At 36.0% G+C, this 21754-nt stretch carries 9 protein-coding genes, 1 rRNA gene and 1 pseudogene; 5 read left to right on the top strand and 6 right to left on the bottom strand.

The window, feature by feature from the left end:
• Positions 1-7: 7 nt before the first annotated feature.
• Positions 8-596 (bottom strand): annotated as a pseudogene (locus tag PVV63_RS05235) (Arm DNA-binding domain-containing protein); the annotation flags it as partial.
• A 2369-nt stretch (positions 597-2965) separates the two neighbouring features.
• Between PVV63_RS05235 and PVV63_RS05230 the strand changes: the two are divergent.
• From PVV63_RS05230 to rrf, 5 genes are all read left to right on the top strand, one after another.
• Entirely contained in the window at positions 2966-5443 is a 2478-nt protein-coding gene (locus PVV63_RS05230; protein ID WP_273790978.1) for an autotransporter outer membrane beta-barrel domain-containing protein, read from the top strand.
• A 672-nt stretch (positions 5444-6115) separates the two neighbouring features.
• Positions 6116-8527: an autotransporter outer membrane beta-barrel domain-containing protein gene (locus PVV63_RS05225; RefSeq protein WP_273790977.1), complete on the top strand. Its 2412-nt coding sequence runs from the start codon at positions 6116-6118 to the stop codon at positions 8525-8527.
• Positions 8528-8674: 147 nt separating this feature from the next.
• The gene (locus PVV63_RS05220) at positions 8675-10753 is read left to right on the top strand and encodes an autotransporter outer membrane beta-barrel domain-containing protein (RefSeq protein WP_273790976.1); all 2079 of its coding nucleotides are present in this window, start codon (positions 8675-8677) and stop codon (positions 10751-10753) included.
• A gap of 133 nt (positions 10754-10886) precedes the next feature.
• Positions 10887-13871, top strand: a complete 2985-nt coding sequence (locus PVV63_RS05215) for an autotransporter outer membrane beta-barrel domain-containing protein (protein WP_273790975.1) — start codon at positions 10887-10889, stop codon at positions 13869-13871.
• A gap of 1327 nt (positions 13872-15198) precedes the next feature.
• Positions 15199-15313 (top strand): 5S ribosomal RNA (rrf, locus tag PVV63_RS05210).
• Positions 15314-15687: 374 nt separating this feature from the next.
• Here the strand turns inward: rrf and PVV63_RS05205 are convergent.
• The 5 genes from PVV63_RS05205 to PVV63_RS05185 form a co-directional block, all read right to left on the bottom strand.
• Positions 15688-16092 carry a flagellar protein FlgN gene (locus PVV63_RS05205; protein ID WP_273790974.1) on the bottom strand — a complete coding sequence of 135 codons (405 nt, stop codon included), beginning with the start codon at positions 16090-16092 and terminating at the stop codon, positions 15688-15690.
• A gap of 2836 nt (positions 16093-18928) precedes the next feature.
• Positions 18929-19075 (bottom strand): hypothetical protein, encoded by a 147-nt coding sequence (locus PVV63_RS05200; protein WP_273790973.1) that lies wholly within the window; start codon positions 19073-19075, stop codon positions 18929-18931.
• A gap of 883 nt (positions 19076-19958) precedes the next feature.
• A complete protein-coding gene (locus tag PVV63_RS05195; RefSeq protein WP_273790972.1) occupies positions 19959-20177 on the bottom strand; it encodes an EexN family lipoprotein in 219 nt (72 codons plus the stop codon).
• A 3-nt stretch (positions 20178-20180) separates the two neighbouring features.
• The gene (locus tag PVV63_RS05190; protein ID WP_273790971.1) at positions 20181-20450 is read right to left on the bottom strand and encodes an EexN family lipoprotein; all 270 of its coding nucleotides are present in this window, start codon (positions 20448-20450) and stop codon (positions 20181-20183) included.
• A gap of 189 nt (positions 20451-20639) precedes the next feature.
• Complete coding sequence (locus PVV63_RS05185; protein WP_273790970.1) at positions 20640-20927, bottom strand: EexN family lipoprotein; 288 nt, start codon at positions 20925-20927, stop codon at positions 20640-20642.
• Between the last annotated feature and the right edge of the window lie 827 nt (positions 20928-21754).

The following is a 21754-nucleotide window of genomic DNA, read 5'->3' as shown; positions in this document are numbered from 1 at the left end:
CCCTCCTTAAGAGAGCCCTTGCTTTTTCTACTGCCTGTAAAATCAACATCCACGCGCAAGCCCATGTTTAAAACAAAGCTTGAGACGCATCAGTGCTGTATTAACAGCTCCAGCTTTTGTATGACAGATGGGAGCGAGGATATTGCGTATTTCTGTTTGTGTAATCTCTGAAATAGGCAGACAGCCTAATTTGAGGAGAATATGGAGTTTTAAATGTGAAAACCCGTTTCCATCTTTACCATCACTTTTAATTCAGCTTTACAACTTTCAAAAGCATCTAAGGCAATGTCTTTTAAGTAATGGAGATTACGCATTGCCTCACGTTTTCGTTTCTCACGTTCTTTAATGGGGGCACGCCCCTCACGTAAAACAGCACGCCACCCAGTTGCCAATTCACGAGCTTGTTTTAAAGAGACATCTCTCAAAGCACCCAAGTCCATTTAGCAACAGCGCCCCCCGTGAAAGGTATAACGGTAAAGCCATTGAGCACCCCCATCTTTACGTTTGTGAAGGAGCAATCCGGCACCATCATTATATTTTCCAGCTCGTGGGTGTTGCTAAAGCCCTTGGCTCTTGAGACGATTCATAAGAGCCATTTTAGACCTTTCTTATACATTTTTTACCCACACGCCAGCCCCGCTTGTGGTGTGCAAGAGAATGGTTTTGCTTGATTTAAGACAAACAGGTTTAAAATGAGAAAATCTTACGTTATTCAGAACTCTAACTCAATGAAAGTAACGCTAAATTATCATTATAAATCAGCATATTATACCATTTTTATCAAGATAAAAGATAAGGTATTTTTATCTAGAATATGTCACAAAGTATGCTGCCTTTTCGTACATGAAATCCATTTTTTCCTGAAGTGTTTTCTTTTCTACTTAAATACAATTTTCCTCCTCTTCACACGGATTGCGCAGCTATTCATCATCGAATTTGCCCATAAAGCTAAGCAAAGTGTATTTTTAGATAATATAAAGATAACAGCATTAAGAATAAATCTTAAAAAATAGAAGATTTCTTGCTTTTTCACTTATGGAAGTACAGAAACTCTACCGTTTGATTATGCTCCTCTTTGAATATAGATATGGTGCTAATATGCACCATGGAGCTATCCAAGCAAAGATGATATTAGAAAAATGAAAAGTTAATCACTGCACATTTGAAATAGATAAGAACCTACAGCCACTCTCATTCACTCCAAAGGATATAGAAAATGAAAAAAAAGCACTCTGGATAAATCATCAATCATAGCTTACAATATAACAGAGCATAACGGTGTTTTCATATGGCTACACTCTTCCCTTGTGATATCTGTACAGCAGATATCTCTAAAACTTCTATAAAAAAATACTATTAAAGTTATGCTGTAAAAATGTTAATTGCCTCAACAATCATTTGTCAAAAATTTGCAAAGAATAATCAGAGAACTAACCTTTTGAACCACGAACATAATTTGTGTGCTAAGGATTTGATTTTTACCAACTTTTAACATATTGATGATCTTAAAATTAAATCAGACAGCCTCCCCAGTTAGTCCGGATAGGTAGGTATCTAACAAAAACTATTGTTAGGACCGTAGAAGATCGTACCCCATCCTTGTATGAGAAAGTGAACTTCCTTAAAAACTTTGATATTGATGATACTAAACAGATTGGTATTCATTTTTACCTTAATCCGATAGATCCTGCCATTAAAGGTGCGTTTAGCACAATACACAGTTATCTCACAATTTAACCTTCTATATTGATGTAAACTATCAGAAAAAATTTTAAAAGACGTATAGCCGAGACAAGTTTTTCTGATAGAATACACTACCAATTTTAATATAAAATTATAAAAAAATAAGCATATTGATCCGTTTACTATTAACAAAAAAACGGAGTGTATTTTTTTGTTATTTACAATCTATTATAGCAATAAAATAAATTCTTTCTTTACGATGTGTTGTCACTATCTATAAAGATTTATTTACACTTCCATTGCTGGTTCTTCTAAACAAACAGTTTTGAGAAAATTAATGCATGAAAAGAAAATCTAACAACAAGCGCTTTATCTTTCACATACAAAACGCTCAAGAAAGCTAATTTTTTCATTTATAAAATGAAATAACTCAATAAAGTTCTTTTTGTATCAATAAAAGATGTTTTAAATGAAATATTCAAAATATTGATTTACAATGATAATTTAGCGTTACTTTCATTGAGTTAGAGTTCTGAATATCGTAAATTTCTCTCATTTAAAATCTGTTCCATGTTGAACTAATCAAAATCATTCACTTACACATTACAAGCGGGACTGGCGTGTGAAGCAAAGTTATATAAGAAAAGCCTAAGAATTCCTCTCATGCACCGCCTCAAGTGCCAAAGGCTATCCACACAACATTGGGAGCTAGCAAAGTATGTAATGGGGTTGCTCTTTTATTAAGCCGTAAAGGTATCGGCTTGCTCCTTCGTAAGCATAAAGATGATGGGACTCTATAGCTTTAGCGTTATAGCATTCATGAAAACCATCGCGAAATGGGCTGTGCGACCTTAGAAAAATGGACTTTGCTACCCTTAAGGAAAAGCTTCTTTAAAGAAAGCCTGTGAATAGCCCCCTCATCACTTCTTCTAGCAGAGAAAATTTTCTGATCGTTTTGGTGAGTACATCAAATAATACATCTCAATGCGATAGAGCTTTTATAGCGATTATCTTTAATAGACAGTTTTTAAATATCATACTTCATAGTGCTTTTAGCATAAGCTTAACCAAGCTAGGTTTTATGAAATCCACTTTTCTCGACTTTTTATGATCATGAACAAGTTTTTCTGAAGCAAAACTTCAATCATAGAGAATAGTATAAAATATAATTCGTTTTGTTATTTACAATAAAAACGTAATGATATAAAAAACTGATCGGGTACTTGCGCCATCAGGGGAATGAAGTAAGCATCAAAGCATACCAAATACTAAAGGCATATCTATGTGTAAGAAATATATTTATAAGAAAAATTTTTTGTTATGTACAATTGCTGGAACTTTCATTTTTTCTCATTTTGCTCCAACTTATGCAAATAGACAACCTCCTGAAATTATTAGTGAGTTTAAGCTGGGGAAAGGAGAAGAAAAAACTCTTAATAATGTTTTTATCCGCAATGGACCGAGCGCAGTGTATGCCAAAGAAAAAGCAATTGCCACAATTACAAACTCAACAATACATTCAGCTTCGTTTGCTTTTGCTGTATCACAAGGTGGACGTATTAATGCTAAAGAAGTAAAAGTCAATGCCTTGTATACTGGTCTATCAATTTCAAACGGTATCATTAACATTGAAGATTCATTCATAGAAACCAAAAGAAAATCCGGTATTATTTTTCATAGCATTTTAGATTATTTTCTGAAAGATGGTGAAGAAGTTATCAATAAGGCAATTCTTAACAATACAAAGCTTCTTGTGAGAGACGGTGTCGGTATTTTAGGACCATCATCTTCAAAGTCTGTTGCCGAGGTTCAACTTAGAAATTCAGAAATTCGTTCTGATGTATTATTACAAAACAATGTAAAAAAGAAAACAGATTCAGATCCTCATCCTGTGACTTTTGTATTAACTGCCGATAATTCGATTATGGAAGGAAGAGCAAGAACCTTGGCAGTAAATACAACTGTTTTTAATTTAAACAACAATAGCAAATGGTATTTAAATGTAAGTCAATACGACATAAATCGTGATTTTGGTTCATTTAATTATGCACTGCATGACATTAAACAACGAGCGCTATCTACCGTTTCAGTACTGAACTTGAATAATAGCTCTATTGTGTTTAATCCGCCACATGCGCTAGCAAAGGGGCAATATCAGACCTTGAGTGTAGGACGAACAATTGCGCTTCCTAATCCACAGGAAAACAGGGGCTCCGCTATAAAAACCGTTTATAATGCAGTAGGCAATGCAAGGTTTTATTTCAATACAGAATGGAGTGATGGTTTAGAAAGAGAACAACAAAAAACGGATCGCCTTCTTGTCCATGGGGATGTATCAGGCACCACAACAATTAGGTTCAATAGCCTTTCAAAAGGTGAGCCATCAAAAGAAGAAGCTTCTATTCCCGCGAATATGCGTGGACTGTCGCTCATTCAAGTATCTGGAAAAACAGATGAAAATGCCTTCAAACTAGCAAATGGCTATGTCACAATGGGCGGTTTGCCTTATAAATATGTCTTAAATGCCTATGGACCAACATCACGTCTTGGAAAAGCTGAGAGTACACAGAGCCATTTAGGAGAAGTAACTCAGCAATCACAAGAAAAGGGCTCAAAAACCGACACGACCCCCGTTGTATTAGGTGGAGTGGTTTTAAGGATTGAGAATAATATAAAAGGTGAATCAACACCAAGTTCTGAGCAAGTAGGAAGCATACAAAACCATTTGAGAAAAAATCAGAATTTCTGGGATTTCCGCTTGCAAAGTGCAACACTTGATGATGAAGGAAAGATCAGAGCTCTCGTTCCTCAAGTGGCAAGCTATTTGTCCATGCCTAACGCAATATTCTCAGCTGGACTGGCTGATGCAAACAATCAAAATACTTTGCTGAACACAATACAAGAAACAAGCTTTGAGACAAAAGATCATAAAAACAAAGGGATCTTTTTCTCAACTTATGGCAATAAGATGACATTATCCTCTCACCGTACACCATTACAATATGGCTATGGTGCCGATATTCACTATGCTGCTTTACAAGCAGGCATTACATTAGCAGCTCTAGAAGATCAAAACATGACCACCAGTTTTGGTCTTTTGGGGACATATGGGAAATTAGCTTTCACTCCAAAAGATATGGAAGGTGCTGACAAGAGTACACTCGACAAGTGGTCAATTGCTGCATATAGTGGACTGCGCCATAATAATGGTACATATATCCATGCACTTTTCTCCTATGGAGTGCTCAAAGGAAATATCACCACAGCTCTCATCGGACATACTGCAGAGTTGAAAAACGCTGATACATTCAGTGCATCGGCGACCATTGGACAAAAGTTCGAAACCAGTAAGAAAGGATTGGTCTTTGAACCACAAGCACAACTTGTTTATCAACATCTCATGCTTGGCACACTCTCAGATGTCGATGGCTTTGACGTGAATATGGGCAATCCTCATCAATGGTTGGTGCGCGTTGGTGGACGTTTAACGAAAACAACGCTTTCTAGCCAACAAGACTCTACCCTTTCTTTCTATGGTAAACTAAACATTGTTAAAGCTTTTTCTAACAATGGCACAATACAGATTGGTGAACCATTCCACCTTGATTCTATGGGAGCTTCTGTTGAAGGTGGACTTGGTGTAAATGCACAATTGTCACAACATATCACACTTCGCGCTGATGTTAATTATCAACATAAGCTTCAAAAAACTGGTATATCTGGAGCAAGCTTTTCAGGCGGAGTAAGCTATCAGTTCTAAGAAAAAGCAAAAACAACTGATAATCTATTCATTTTTAATAAAAAAAGCAGTACGAATGTACTGCTTTTTTGCAATCTTTCGGAAAGAACCATTAATAACGGTTCTTTCTATACAGCTTTCTTAAAAGGATTAATTTCATTCAAACCAAATACAATAAAATTCTTTATCTCTCAATGACGATTGAAATCTCAAGAGAGCTGCCTTTTTGATTTATAAAAATCGAATAGATTCAATAAAAACTGTTATATATTGATAAAAATACAAAATATTTTAGTTTTTTTACATCAAAAAAATTCATAGTGAATAATTCTATATGCAAGAAAACCATCTGAAAGCTTTTTGCAAGCGCGCAACAAATCTTCTCTAAAAACTTTTAGAGTTTTCATAATAACAGCCTTAAGAAACAAACATCCTTGCAAAATATTTTGGTTCTTAGCACTTTAAAACAAAAATACTTATCAAGCTAGGTTTTCTGAAATCCATCTTCACTGCATTGCGCTTTCTATTTTAAAAGTTCTTATAAGACCAATTTTAAAACGATAAATAACAAAATTTAATATTCGTTTTGTTATTTACAATAAAAACATAATGATATAAAAAACTGACTGGGTACTTGCGCCATCAGGGGAATGAAGTAAGCATCAAAGCATACCAAATACTAAAGGCATATCTATGTGTAAGAAATATATTTATAAGAAAAATTTTTTGTTATGTACAATTGCTGGAACTTTCATTTTTTCTCATTTTGCTCCAACTTATGCAAATAGACAACCTCTTGAGATTCCTACGGTCCAAGTAGCTAATGGAGAAGAGAAGAGCCTTCATAATGTTTTTGTTCGTGGTAAGTATGATGCCGTGGTTGCTAAAAAAGGTCATATTACCATTACAAACTCAACAATGCACTCAGGCTTTACTTTGCTTTCTGCAACGTCAGGTGGTCAAATTAATGCCAAAGGAATTGTAGGAAGGGCAGAAGAGCATGGTTTGTCACTCAAAAACGGTATAATCCATATTGAAGATTCAACATTAAGAGTCATAGGCCACAGCAAAGTCTATGGTATCAATTTTGGTTATATTCTAAGCTCTACAATAAAAGAAGGAGAAGAAGTTGTAAACAAGGCAATTCTTAATAATACAAAACTTCTTGTAAACGACGGTGTAGGTATTTTCGGACCTTATTATTCTAAAACTAACGCAGTGTACCTTAAAAACTCAGAAATTCGCTCTGATGTGTTATTAAAAAATGAAGTCTCACCATTCGTCGAGATTCAACCTACTATTTTTACATTAGACGCTGATAATTCGATTATGGAAGGAAGAGCAAAAACACTTCCTCAAAATACAACAGTTTTCACCCTAAACAATAACAGCAAGTGGCATTTAAAAATTAGTCTATTTGAATTGGAAAATAGTTTTAGTCTATTTGATTATAAGCTCCTTGATCTTAAGAAACGTGCACAATCAATCGTTTCAGTCTTAAACCTTAATAATAGCTCTATCATATTTAACGCACCACATAAACTAGCAGACAATCATTATCAAACCTTGCATGTAGGAAGACATCCACAAAAAGCAGAGCAAAACAGAAGCTCCGATGCAACAACGGTTTACAATGCATTGGGCAACGCAAGGATTTACTTTAATACCGAATGGAGTAATGGTCTTACAAAAGAACAACAAAAAACTGACCGTGTTCTTGTTCATGGTGATGTCTCAGGCACCACAACGATCTATTTCAACAATCTTTCAAAGCATGCAGAACCATTCGATGATGAAGAAGATTCAATTCCTTTGAATGCGCGTGGTCTCTCACTTGTTCAAGTGTCTGGAAAAGCAGAAGAAACCGCCTTCACGCTGGCAAATGGCTACACCACAATGGATGGATTACCCTATAAATACATACTCAATGGCTATGGACCAACATCCAGCCGTGGGAAAGCTGATAGGGCACAAAGTCATTTAAGCGCAATACCACAAGAATCAAAAAAGCAAGATGCGCAAAATACCAATGCATCATCTCTTGGAAAAGAAAACAACGGACAAGCTCCCTTGGAAGAAAATGAGAATTTCTGGGATTTCCGCTTGCAAAGTGCGACTCTCGATGATGAAGGAAAGATCAAAGCTCTTGTTCCTCAAATGGCAAGCTATTTGGTTATGCATAATGCAATATTCTCCTCTGGCTTGGCTGATATAAACAATCAAAATACACTGTTAGATAATATGCACTCAACAGTTTTCGGATTAGAAGGTCATAAACAGAAAGGGATATTTTTATCGACTTATGGCAACAAGATGACGTTATCTTCCAGCCGTAGTCCATTGGAATATGGTTATGGTGCTAATGTTCACTATGCTGCTATACAAGCAGGCATGACATTAGCAACGTTAGAAAATCAAAATATGACCGCGAATCTTGGTCTTTTAGGCACATATGGAAAGCTCGCTTTTGCGCCAAAGGATATGGAAGGTTCTGACAAAAGCATACTGGATAAATGGTCCTTTACGGCCTATGGGAACCTCCACCATGACAGTGGTCTCTATGTTAATGCACTTTTCTCTTACGGCATTTTAAACGGACATATTACAACAGCCCTTATCGGCAACACCACAGAATTAAACAATACGGATACATTAAATATATCAGCTACCGTTGGACAAAAACTAGCAACTGGTGTTGAAGGAGTGTCATTTGAACCACAAGCACAACTTATTTATCAACATATTGCCTTTGGCACTCTTTCAGATATTGATGGCTTCCAAGTTAATATAAAGCCCCCTCATCAATGGTTGGTCCGTATTGGAGGGCGTTTAACAAAAACAATGCTTCCTATTGAAAAAGATCGTGTTCTTTCTTTTTATGGTAAATTGAATGTCATCAAAGCTTTTGGTGAGAAGCGCACTATCGATGTTATGGAATCTTTCCATCTCGATTCTATGGGCTCGTCCCTTGAAGGTGGGCTTGGCATTAACGCGCAGCTTTCTAAAAATATCGCACTTCATGCTGACGTTAATTACCAACATAAACTTCAAAAAGCTGGGTTCTCTGGAATTAATTTTTCCGGTGGAATGCGTTATCGCTTTTAGAAATCTTAGCTCTCTATTTTGACGCGTAAGCAGCGCTGAGATGAAAAACAGTGCTGCTTATATTTTGCTACATTACAAAAAAACGCAATGTGTCAAAAAGTGGTTCATTTTTAGCAAAACAAAGAAAATATCTTAAGGAACATCTCTATGCATAAGAATATTTTGTTATGTACAGCCGCTTGTGCTTTATTTTTTTCTTCTTTTAATTTCACATCTACCAGCACCGACTCTGGTCTAAGCCACCAGGAACGCCATGCTCTTGAAGGGATCATGAAATTACCTGAACAATATCGCCATGCCATTGATTCAATAAACACACCAACACAAGCAGAAAAAAATCTTGAGAAGATAGCCTCTGGCGCCATGATGGAAGATAATTCGCACTTCAACCAAGCACTTGAAAATCATATGGATCGTGTAAGAGATACGATTAACAACTCTTTTGCAGGTGAAAGTCGTTACGGTTCTGATGCACATATGAACGTAGTGAACCACGAAATGGATAATATACGTACCCAAGCCATGGCAAACAAACACCATCTGGATATGCAACATATGATGAAAGCCATAGCATACCTTGAACAATTACGTCAGAACCGATTAAAAACAAGAGAAAATTTATTACGTGGCTACGACAAAGTAGTTTCCGATGCCGTGCAAGCAGAAAAAATTCTTGATGCTGATAATCAACAGCGTTTTAATACCGCGCGCCAACAATGGGTGAGCCAAGACAATCATAATTGGTTTGAACTGCAAAATAAAGCAGTACAAATAGATAGTGCTTTACAAGAACACAACAAGGAACTTTCCAATACTTTACGCAAAGCGGTATTAGAAGCTTTGAACAATAATGAAATAACCAACGTGGAGAGAAAAGGAGATATAACCTCTCCTTCATCTGAAGAGAATAGACAACCTCTTATTGTCTCCAGTACAAGACAAAGACGCTCTAGTGATAAATTACCACCCGCTCATGTTGCTGCCCAACACAAGGATAATTCAAAGGACAATTCATTCACAAGAACAGATCATGGAATGAGACAGCCTAAAATAAATGAAAATTCGCAATCTGATATTGATCCCCAAACAAACACCACTTCCTCGGAATCGAAAACGACTCTTCCATCCGAAAAAGCGCATATGAATTTGCTCCCAAAAGTTGGAAATACCGCTACCGCGGCTACAGAGAGCACCTCTAAACTTACAGATGATGATAAAGCAACCGCAACTTCTACTTCTCTTGAAGGGACAGCAAAAAGAACAATTCTTACACCACAAGAAGAAAGCTCTTTAGTCATGCCTATCGCGATGTTTGCTGTTGGGTTTAGTGATGTCAACAATCAAAATATCTTGTTAGACAATATGCAAATAACAATGTTTGAACCCAAAGATCATCCAGAAAGAAGCGTTTTCTTATCCTCTTATGGCAATAAGAGCACGTTTTCTTCCAAGGTTCAAGCAGAACAAGATGGTGTCCAAGCAGATATTCGCTATGCTGCATTGCAAGCAGGAGCAACATTAATAGCGCTAAAAGATAAAAATATCAGCAGCAACTTTGGCCTTTTCGGAACATACGGAAAATTATCTTTTACTCCTAAAAACAAGGAGAGCTTTCAAAAAAATATGTTTGATAAATGGTCACTCACCGCATATGGAAATATTCAGCATGACAGTGGCATCTATGCAAGTGCATTTCTCTCTTATGGGATTTTCAAAGAAAATAACGCCACAGCTCTCATCAAACATACCTCAAAAGTGAAGAATAGTAAAACATTAGGAGCCGCTGCAACTATTGGTCAAAAACTGTCAACCAGTTTGGAAGGTGTAATCCTAGAACCGCAAGCACAACTTGTGTATCAACGTCTCATGCTTGGTTCTTTATCAGATAGGAGCTCTTTCTCAGATGACGATAACTCTAAATCAGATGGCGATAACTCTAAAATAGACATAAGCAAACCTCATCAATGGTTGCTCCGTATTGGTGGACGTTTGACACAAAACAAAGGCCATGCCCTTTCCTTCTACGGCAAACTGAACATGATCAACACTTTTAGTGAAAACTTTCCGTTTGCTGCTATGGAATCTTTAATCGAAGGTGGTTTTGGTATTCAAGCGCACTTATCGCAAAATATCGAGCTTCATAGTGATCTCAGCTATCAACATAAACTCAAAAAAGATGGCATCTCTGCAATAAATATTTCCGCTGGAATGCGCTATCACTTTTAAAAATACTTATATTCCTATCTTGAAATATAACGTGCTCTCATTATGTTTCGTTTTGTCTCTTACAAAATAAACATAATGAGGCCAAGGTTTTATCTTCTATTAAGAGAGGGGAAACATTTAGGAATACATCCATATGAAAAAAAGTTTTTTACTATACACAGTTTCTGGAGTTCTGTTTTGTTCTTCCACCAGCTTGTCTAATGCTCTTCATGATACGAATACACAACCTACGATAGCTCTCTCTTCTCTGCAACCCACTCATCAAATAGGTGCATCCAGAACTTCTAATCCCTATTCAAATGCATCATCTTCGTATCCACCTTCAACATCTAGGTCTACAAGAACGACCAGAAGCTCTTCTCCTACAGGGAGTGAATCTACAACGCCTACTTCCACGAGCACTCTACCTCCCAAAACGCAACTTGAAGGAAATACAGAAGATGTACAATCTACCCCTACAGCCACACAAGACACTATTACACAATCTCCAGCGATAGGAACAGCTTCAACGACAGGAATGGAAGCAAAATCTAGAAGACGTTCAGGGGCGCCATCCTCTTCTACAAACTCTTCCAGAAAAAAAACGCCCGAAAATTCTGCTGTATCCTCACAGTCAGAACCTACAAGCACGGAAGCTACAAGACTAACAACAGAGCTATCGCCAACGCCTAAAGAACCAGAACTCGCACAGCCAATATCTTTAAGGCTAGAAACTGGACAATCAGCATTACCGGTACCGCCAAAATTCATAAAACCAGCGCCCGTGCAATCTGCCTCAACACAAAAGGTATCTGCAAAATCAGAGCTTGAAAAACCAATATCGCCAACAAAACAACCTGAAAAACCTGCACAAACTGAGGATATAAGCTCTGGAGTTGAGGCTACAAACGGTAAGACCATAACGCTACATAACAAAAAAATTCAAGACAATGGTTTTGCTGTACATGCAGATGGAAATAATTCAAAAGTCAACATGATAGGGGGAACAGTTGATGCACGTTTTGTTGCACTAAGCGTATCAGATGGTGGAGAAATTGATGCTACAGGTATTACTGCAACAGCAGAAACAGCTGGTTTGCTAAACATGAGGGGCACAATCAAACTTAAGGATTCAAGCGTACATGTCACGGGAAATCATGAAGCAGACGGTATTATTTTCCGCAATAATCAATACTATACCCCTAGAAAACAATATACACGCAATGCTGAAAGGAATAACAATGTCGTTCAAGAACAAGCTATTCCTAATAAAGATAAAGTAACCCTAGAGAATACAAAGCTTTTTGTTGAACATGGTAGCGGTATCAACCTTTATGGAACAGGCGTAGACGGAGAAGTCAACCTTAAAAATTCAGAAGTCCATGCCGATATTTTATTAAAAAATATAAAGAACGAAAGTGCCTCCACAAACACTATTACATTAGTTGCAGACCACTCTTCTTTAGAAGGTCGGGTAAGAACTTCTAAAGATAATAGAACAGTTTTTGATCTAAAAGAGGGGACGAAATGGCTTTTAAAGGCGAATAAAAATGCCACAAATAATGATAATATTTTAAATGACTATAGACAGTTTGATGTTGATGAAAAATCATACTCTAATCTTTCTGAATTGCACCTTACAGACAGTGTCATTATGTTTGACAAGCCAGTGGAGGGACATTATCAAACTCTGTTTATAGGACCTAATCTTTCGCAAGAAGACGAAACGACCCACACAGCAGCGGTTTACAGTGCAACAGGTGTTGCAGAAATTTATGTAAATACTCAATGGAATAAACATTCTCCTATCACGGAGCAACAGACTGATCGCATTGTGATTAATGGTGATGTCTCAGGGAGTACTGTTGTTCACATCAATCTCCAAGAAACAGATAAAAAAATAACCGATAGCTCTGCTGTTTGGGAAGAACGCATGGCGTCACTTCCTTTAGGGACACATGGGATTTCAATCATTCAAGTTTCCGGACAAGCAAATGAAAATTCCTTCACGTTAGCAGGAAACTATATGACAATAGGGAAACAACCTTATAAGTATGTACTTACAGGCTATAAACCTGGAACATCTCATGAGAGCCAAAATCTTTTTGGTAAAAACAGTAATTTCTGGGATTTTCGCTTACAGAATGCCTACATTGATAAGGATAAAAAGGTTCGAGCCCTTTTACCACAGGTAGCAAACTATTTAACCATATCTAATACTTTGTTTTCTGCTGGATTTACTGATGTAAACAATCAAAACGCGTTGTTAGATAATATGCGCACAATAGTATTTGGGGCAAAAGACAATAAAAAAAATGGTATCTTTTTCTCTTCCTACGGCGAGAAAGTCACCTTATCTTCCAACCGCGATCCATTACATTATGGCTATGGTGCTGATGTAAACTATACTGCTTTACAAATAGGTGTCATATTAGCCGCCTTGGAAGGTAAAGACATAAGCACACATTTTGGTCTTTTAGGAACATACGGAAAACTTGCCTTTACGCCCAAAGAGATGCAAGATTCTGAAAAGACAACTCTTGATAAATGGTCTCTTGCCGCTTACAGCAGCATCCAACATAGCAATGGTATATATCTAAACACACTTCTTTCTTACGGAACCTTAAAAGGAAATATTACCACGGCTCTTGTTGGGAATGCCGCAAAATTGGATGGCACCGAGATGCTTAATATATCTGCAACCATTGGTCAGAAATTAGCAACCAATACAAAAGGGCTGGTCTTTGAACCACAAGCTCAATTCATTTATCAAAATCTCATGTTTGATATTTTCTCAGATACCAATGGCTTAAAAGTAGACATGGGCAATCCACATCAATGGTTGATCCGTTTTGGTGGACGTTTAACAAAAACGATAATGGCTGTTGAAGAAAACAAGGCTGTTTCCTTCTATGGTAAAATGAATGTTATCAGAACTTTTGGCGATGGTAAAACAATAAAAATTGCTGATACCTTTCATGTTGATCCTACCGGCTCCTCAGTTGAGGGAGGCATGGGGGTGAACGCATATCTTTCTCAAAATATCGTACTAAACGCCGATATCAGCTATCGGCAAAAACTGCAAAAAGCCGGTGTATCTGGCACCAATTTGTCTGGCGGAATACGTTATCGTTTCTAAAGCAGAAGTTAATTTTAACTTAAATAAAAGGGCAGCACAAAGTGCTGCTTTTTTATTTAAATTTATATATATATTTTTAAATTCTCAAAAATCATTATCACATCAAAGAAGATTTTGACTTATAATATTTCTTTTGCATATTGAATAAAAAACTGAATATCTTAGCATTCTCTCATCAAAATACCCCATAAAGTTTTATGTCTTATATCACCACACCTCAAGCGATGATGTTTTTACAGCACAACAGAATAAGCATTCATGCATATTTTTAAAAAAGTCAGCCCCTTCTTCGCTGTGGACGCTCTATTTATTTTAGATGATGTGCATTTAATATACCTGCTATAAAGACTTAGTATCTGGTATAAATTCTTAAAGGCATGTTTTTCCTCTAAAATCTCAATGCTACAGCAACTCCATCATAAGACAAGCATTTGATTTATAAAGACAATTAATTGTTTTGCATGTTAAATGAGAATCCAGAATATCGTAAGATTCTTTCATTTTAGACCTGTTCCATGTTGAATCAACCAAAACCATATCTCTTGCAAGTGACAAGGGGGAAGAGCCATAGGGATAAAAAACTATTAAGAAAGGATTAAAAATGCCTCTAATGAACTATCTCAAGTGCCAAGGGCTGTAGCAACATTGGAAGAAAGCAAAGAATATAACAATATCAACTTGCTCTTTTATTAAGCATAAAGATGGTCGTACCCTATAGATTTTATATTATTTCCATGGGGACTTTTTATTATACCATTCACAAGCGCCGTTGCATCAAAGATGTCGTTGCGCCCCACAACCACCATCACGAAATAGACTTGAGAGCTTAGATATCTCTTTAAAACAAGGCCGTGAATTAGGAATAACAAATCCATTCTATTTTGAGCATTTTGTCGTGCATGAAGGACATGCCCGCAGTAAAAAACACAATAAAAAAAGCGTGAAACAATGCGGAATCTTCATTATTTAACAGATAGTGCTTTAGATACTTTTGAAAGACATAAAGCTAAATTAAAGAACGGCGGAACAGAGGGAAGCTGATTTCTCCCCCTTTATTCTTTCCCAATGAGATTGCCGCCCCATTTCAAATATTACGCCAACAAAGATATACGCAATATATCCACTCAAATCTGGATGCTCTCTCCAATCTGACATACAAAAACTAAAAACAGCAGAAAGAAAATACTAAACCGCTTTAATTTTTATCTCAAACATATAGATTTAAACAACGAACCGCTTCATATCACCACACTTCAAAGGACAATACTCCATGAGGCTTATAGGCAATACTCATCACATACTCTTCATCATTCATGCTTTTTGCTGACTTGGTGGTTATGGCGGAGTGAATGCACCAGATCCCATCCCGAACTCGGCCGTGAAACGCTCCAACGCTGATGGTACTTTGCCTTAAGGCACGGGAGAGTAAGTCGCTGCCAGATCTGCTAAATGCATGCAAAAGACTCTAATGTATGAACCTTACATTACCACAGCCCCAAGGAAGCTGTTTTTAAGGCATCACAGGCTGGTCTAAATATCCTCTTGATCGGCCTCTCCCTAAACTAAAAAATGAAGCCCCCTATTAACTTAGTCTGCAAACAATTCTCTGTAAATAATCCGCCTTCTCTGAGTTCTCTTTCAGCCAGTTTCCCAAAGCATGCGGTTCACATCACTACACCTTAAAAGACACTGTTTTAAGAACAGCGTTTTACAGTACAACAGGATAATAATTTAAATACCCAAATGCACTTAAAACAAGTCTACTCACTAAACGCACTATTTATCCAAATCAACTGCCCTACCTAATCATTTTTGATCATTCCTCTATTTCTTTTGCACGTCCAGATAGTTGTATAGCTCTAGAAAGATCATTAACTGCATTTAAATGTGTTTGAAGTAATTCACTATTACGCTGTAATTTTTCTTGTAAATCAGACAACAAACTTTCAACCTCATGCTCAATATCTTGATTCATATAGCGCTTCACATCACTCATGGATTTATTAAGATCACGCAAACCACGTATTTTACGCAAATTTATTTCTTCGTAATCTGGAACACCACTGCTCTCTAGCATATTGCTTTCATAATCAACAACTTGAGCTAATCCTTTAACAGCAGCAACAAATTTTGTCATCGCCCAATCACGATCAATAAGATTATTATCAAGAACTTTTGCTTTTGCTGCAAAACTATCATCACCATATTGCACTACAGACATTTTTACTTCCCCTTCAACACTATTGTTCAATCTTACTTTCAAATGAGGGAGATTAAACAGGTTCTCTTCAATGCTGATACACTCAACCAAGCTCGTGGTGCAAACATTGCTCAAACAACAGCACGACAATCCTTCAAAGCGTATACCACTTCAACTTTCAACGCATTCTCTTCAAATATTTTTCTTGCTTTGCTCCAAAACCATCATTGCGGCTATACTAATTCATCAAAACGCTATAAACTCAAACCTTACGATAATATCGAAACTTCCATATTTGTTCTGTCTATTTCGCTTTACCGATTTTATCTTTGCCTATTTTATCACCAGTACGTCTTCAACAGAAAACAACAATGCTCTCACGAAAACTTCGGCCACAAAAACTATCTGCCGACAAAAACCCGCAGCCTATCTTGCAGCATATAAAAACGTAAGCCCATTAAAAATTTCAGCATTTTACCGATAGCAGCATTTTACCCTCCATAACCGTATGGCTCTCTCTGCACCTAAACCTGTATACCTTCTGGCGTCCCATAAGATGGCACCCTACAAGATCAGTTTGCACCCATTCAAAAAGACACCCCCTCTCCCATGCTCTTTCCGCACACATGCAGTATTTCGCATAAAACACAAAAAGAATGCTCTTTTGAACAGATCAGCCATACAGCAATATAAAAAAAGACATCTTAAAATAGCTAAACAGCCATCAATCTTCCTTTTTTAAGTTATCATTCGCTTTTCTTTGCAATGAACGACTATATAAGATTTTTTGAACCTTTTCAAGAGTTTCTTAGCCAATCAGTTTGATACGTCTTCAATCGCATATTCACGCGCTTGTTTTAAAGAAACATCTCTTAAGTGCACCCAAGCCTATTTCGCGCCGCGGCCCATGAATGGTATAATGATAAATCTTCCATGACATGTATAAAATCCATTGAGCACTTTCCATCTTTACGCTTAATAAAAGAAGCAAGCCAGCACCATCACATATTGTTCTAACCCCTTATGTTCTGATACCCTTGGCACTTGAGATGGTTCATAAAAGCGTGGCCTTTCTTGTACAATTTCTCTGCGCATGGGAGCTCCCTGCTTGTAACTGCAAAAGACATTGTTTTGGTTAATTCACCACGAAACAAATTTGGAATGAAAAAAATTCCAGTATTCAGGGCTCTAATTCAAGTTGAATAACGATAGATTATCATTATAAATCAAAATATTATCCAATGCATAATGCTTAATGCTCCCCCACATTGATATTTTCAGAATTTCCACAGTATCTTCCTATAGATTATTTCGCTCCATAAAACAGTTTGCTCTTAATATCGCGACTTTACATGCGCTACTAGTATAAAAACAGAGAAACAATCATTTTATAATCAAGGTACAATTTTTGTTACGAACTTTCTCTCGTTTTTAACCTTTTAAATGCGGCTCTTCTCTTTCATAATCATCACATTTCAAATCTATTCCATGTTGAATAAATTAACATCACTTGCTTGCACATCACAAACAACGCCCTGATGTGTTGATAAAATACGCTGAAAGAAAAATGCCTCTTATGAACCTTAGCAAATGCCAAGAACTATAATAAATATTGGAAGCAAGCGTACGATGATTGTGACTTGCTCTTTCATAAGTATAAAGATGATAGCATTCTACAGATTTTTATATTATTCAAAGTTTATATTATTTCACGAGAGCTTTACTGTTATACTAGTCACATTTACCGTTATACCATTTACGAGTGTCATCGTAAAATGTCTGTCGTGTGCGTTGAGAGATGTTTCTTTAAAACAAGTACATAAATATGCAATACTAATATACTAATATACAACATAAGTATATTTCGTTTGGAACGTTCTTTACTTTTGTGTAAAACATGCCCCATTAGAACAGCATTAACCAATCTTGCTATGAGATAAACGATCAAAAAACATTTTTGTCTTCCTCCGCTCACTTTAAAGGACCAAGATCTTAACTCAATCGGCTCTGTACGCAGTCCGAATTTTTGTCAAACGATCTTCTCTTGACTTCCACTCTTGTGATTCACTTAAACGAAAGGCTCAACAAATAAACCTACGAATATTCATCGCACACTAAAAAATACTTAAACATTCCAAAAAAACTTATATACCTTATATTATCGTTATAAATGATAGTGCTTTATAGCATAACAGGATAAAAAAAGTTTTCAGCAACACAAAACCTACAAAATCAATCACTAGTCCTTTTAAAGCTTTCTTTTTTAGGATTCACAATACTCTAACTCCTTAAGCTTTTATAAAAAAAGAACGATTTATAAGCTTGCCGAATATGTTGTATCAGCATATATTACAGATATGTAACGTATTGTTATTCATAAAATCACCTCAAAAAGAACAGAAAGAGGTTTTTATGGCTGATCTCGTAAAAGCCGCTATGCTTTATTCAACCTTGATTATCACCATCAATACTTTTGTTGTTATTTTAGTTCTCGTAATAGAAATATACTAAGCATACTCTCTTGGCTTATTGTAATTTGCGCAAATAAGCATCTTAATTTCACATAAGAGCAAAGCAAAATTTTAATTCTACAGATAAACCACACACAAAATTTCAAACATCGCTTGCAACTATTTGAGTGTAAACTCTGCTTTTTGTATGCATTTTTAACCATCAGTGTCCGTCTTTTCACGCTATCTTGAATCTCAACTTCATTCCCACCTTAAAAAACGAAATTTTCTACCAGATCCGATCTGTAAATAATTTGTCTCCTTATTGAGTGAGTTTCTCTTGCTCCCCCCTTCAAGGGCATATCACAATTCTAAAGGATAATATTTTCATGAAGCTTATAATAAATCTATTGAAAACCATCTTTACCCTTATGAGAAAATAAACCAGCAGCATCACACACTTTTCCAGCCCCAAATGTTGCAACAATCTTTAGCACTTGAGATCGTTCATAAGAGGCATTTTTACTTCTTTCTTCAACAGTTTTTATCCACACGGCTCTCCATGCTTGTAACGTGCAAGCAGATGGTTTTAATTGATTCAACCTAGAACAGATTTGGAATAAGAGAATCTTACTATATTCGAGATCCTTATTCAGTATAAAATAATTAAATTATTTTTATAAATAAAAGTGTTATTCAAAAAAATATTCATCACACACTCGAGAACAAAAAACACCTCATACGTAAATTTTTATATGAGCTCCACCGCTCAACATGATAATATCACGACACAATCAAGATAAAAAAATAACAAGGGAAACCCTTGCAAACTCAGAAAAGAGAGGGGAAAAATAAAAAGGTGTGGAAGGCGCTCAATTCCTCACAAATCCGGCAAAACCGTCCTAGCAAAACTGCCTCACATCTTAACTAATGTTATAATATTCTCAAATCAAAAGCAATTTTTTAAAATAGTTTGAGAAAAACATTTGAGTATGAAACGATAATAATTACATTCAGAATGTTTTTCTCTTTATTAAAACAGAGAAAAGTAATTTCCAAACAAATGTTTCCTCCCAATTTTTCCGAAATTAGCCGCAACGCTTAAAGACGATCTTAATGTGATGCAACATTTATTTGTGATAAAGGCAAAAAAACACCCCAAAGATAGATTTAATCTCATATTTTAAATACATGTAACCAAAACATTAAAAAATTAGTAGTAACACGTAACAACTCATTGGGAGGAAATACTATCTACAATTGAAAGCACTTTTGGGCTGAACAAATGACAGTATAGCATCCGTTTACACAAAGAGTACAGATCGTAAACGACTAATTCTTGAAGCCATAAAAAGACTCTCTAAAAGTTAGAGAGATCCTAAAAAACGCAATAGAATCAAGAACTAAACAATTCCTTACTTATTGAACTGTATGTTTTTAATGAATGCCAAACATAAGTTCCATATATGCTTGTCTGGCATGTTGGCAATTTTTAGATTTCTCCATAGAAGATTGATCCAGCTTTTCACATTTTTTTGCCCACTCTTCGAGTAATGTTTTATCTTTCTTAAATTCCGCTACGCTGTAAGTTTTTTCGCAACCAGCAACGACAAGTCCAGTACAAACCAGCAATGCTATAATAATGGCTTTATTCATGATTTAATTCCCTTCCTTTTTCTCTTCAGTTTTTTTCTCGTCATCATGTACAAAGCTCGAACCAGGCCAATCTCGGGCATGAACTTCACGATACGCTTTATCTACGTTTTTACAATTTTGAGAATCTAAATCCCCTGATATCATGCATTTCATTGCCCATTGCTCGAGTAATTTTGGATCTTTCTTAAACTCTGCTACGCTATAAGTTTTTTCACAACCAGCAACGACAAGTCCAGTACAAAGCAGCAATGCTGTAATAATGGCTTTATTCATCAATAAAATTCCCCTTTTTTTCAAATTTACAAAGTTTAGGACACAATTTAGCACCCGATTAAAATTGTACATTCGGTTCATTGTGCATTTTCAAAAATTTTAAAATCCACTTCTGTGCGCGATTTTTCCCAATCTATGATGATAAATCGCGTACAAAGAAAAATACCGCTATCAATATATTTTTATGATTTAATTATTGTCCTGCTGTTTTTCAGTTTCATTCCCCTTTTTGCTACTTTCACGAAGTTCCTTTGCAAGATTTCTATAATGCTCTTGAAAAAGTTCCATATCGGCTTGCATGACATTTTGACAATTCTTGGTTGCAAAAGCAGAGGGGCCCATTTTATCGCATTTCTTTCCCCATTCTTGCATCAATTTTTTATCTTTCTTAAATTCTGCTACGCTATAAGTTTTTTCACAACCAGAAACGACAAGTCCCACGCAAAGCAGTAGCGCTGTTATAATGATCTTGTTCATGATTTAACCCCTCTCTTTGTTTTATATTTTATTAACAATATCTTTGGATTCACATCCCCTCCTATATTGTGACCTTGCGTCTAATTTTCCTTTGCAAATACGTACACTTCCAACGCAAACATGTTAAATCATGAAAACTGCTTTCATTTATCAGACTTGTATTTGTAACATTATCTGCACGGCAGCTCTTTGTATTTGAAGTGTTAAAACTTCAGCAAAAATTCTGATATCTTGACATTCTCAAAAAGCTTTTTAATCATTTCTTTTCCTTCAAGAACCTCTTGGTAACGAGAAGCAGCACGATATCTTACCCAAAATTCGTCATGCCTATATCCATTGCAAATTCCCTGCAAACGAAAAAATACACCTTTTAATCAACAGATTGCGCTCTTATCATTTCTAAACCACCGGAAAAGAAAGAAAGCTTTAAGTCCCCCCTGTACTTTTTAAAAGCCAATAGAAATGCTAAAAAAGCGATCTTATACATTCCAATTGAAGAAAAAAGCCTATTGCCTTGCGTATCATTACAACTGGCATTAACTATTTAAGACTATAAGATCATATAAATGTAAGAAATATTGTCTATAATATGCTCAATGACTTCTTTTGTTTATTAGGAAAAATTATAGCGCGTCAATATCAGTAAATTTTACTTATTTTTATCCCCCCCCTTTATAAACATGAATATAATTTAATAAAACGGATTGCTGCATAACAGAAAAAAATAATCAACGCTACTCTTAATTACATTATTTACGCATGTATTAAGTACAATAAACAAAAAAATAACCTGATGTTTAAAATCATTATCAAGATAATTTTTATGG

Origin of the sequence: Bartonella sp. CM31XJBT (assembly GCF_028618555.1) — a bacterium.
Lineage (GTDB): Bacteria > Pseudomonadota > Alphaproteobacteria > Rhizobiales > Rhizobiaceae > Bartonella.
The sequence above is the reverse complement of the archived record's forward strand: the minus strand, read 5'-3'. Positions and strand labels throughout refer to the sequence as shown.